General features: G+C 74.0%; 2 pseudogenes. Both read left to right on the top strand.

Annotated elements, in window-relative coordinates:
• Positions 1 to 351, top strand: a pseudogene (locus tag BFF77_RS37555) (SWIM zinc finger family protein); the annotation flags it as partial.
• Positions 352 to 353: 2 nt separating this feature from the next.
• Positions 354 to 518, top strand: a pseudogene (locus tag BFF77_RS37550) (SWIM zinc finger family protein); the annotation flags it as partial.
• Positions 519 to 607: the final 89 nt, after the last annotated feature.

The raw sequence follows: 607 nt of genomic DNA, 5'->3' as shown, positions 1-607 counted from the left end.
GCGCTGCTGCATCTGCTGAACACGGGATGGCAGGGGCTCGACCGGCTGCCGGAGCCGCTGGCGACGACGGTCCGCACCCGGGTCGGCCTCCCGTCGCCTCTCGCGGGCGCGCCCGTCAGGGACCACTGGCTGGTCCTGGCTCAGTACGACTCCTCGGACGGCAAGCTGACCACCCGGCGCATCCGGCTGTACGGACGGGACTCGGGGCGTTCGGTGCTGCTGCTGTCCTTCGGGGCCGCGGGCCGGTCACCGGAGCTGGGGCTGCCGGTGGGTCTGGTGGTCGACGCCGAGGTCACACCGCACACGGGCGCCGGACAGCTACGGGGCGACTGGGGACGGCAGTTCGGTGTCNNGCCCTGCCCGTGGCACCGGCCGCCCTGGGGCGTCCCGGGCTCTGGAAGCTGGCCGCCGTCTCCGGCGGCGGGCCCGTGACGGTCTTCGGAGAGTGCGGCCACCGCGGTTTCCATCCGCTCGCGGCCTGGGCCGAGGACATACCGGGGACGGTCCCGCTCACCTGACCGCCGCGTGCGCTCGCCCGCGCGCCTTCGGAATACCCGACGCATGGACGGAGGACCCGATGACAAGCACCGACACCGACACCGGCACC

This window comes from Streptomyces lushanensis (genome assembly GCF_001700515.1).
GTDB lineage: Bacteria > Actinomycetota > Actinomycetes > Streptomycetales > Streptomycetaceae > Streptomyces > Streptomyces lushanensis.
This window is presented reverse-complemented; position numbering and strand designations above follow the sequence as displayed.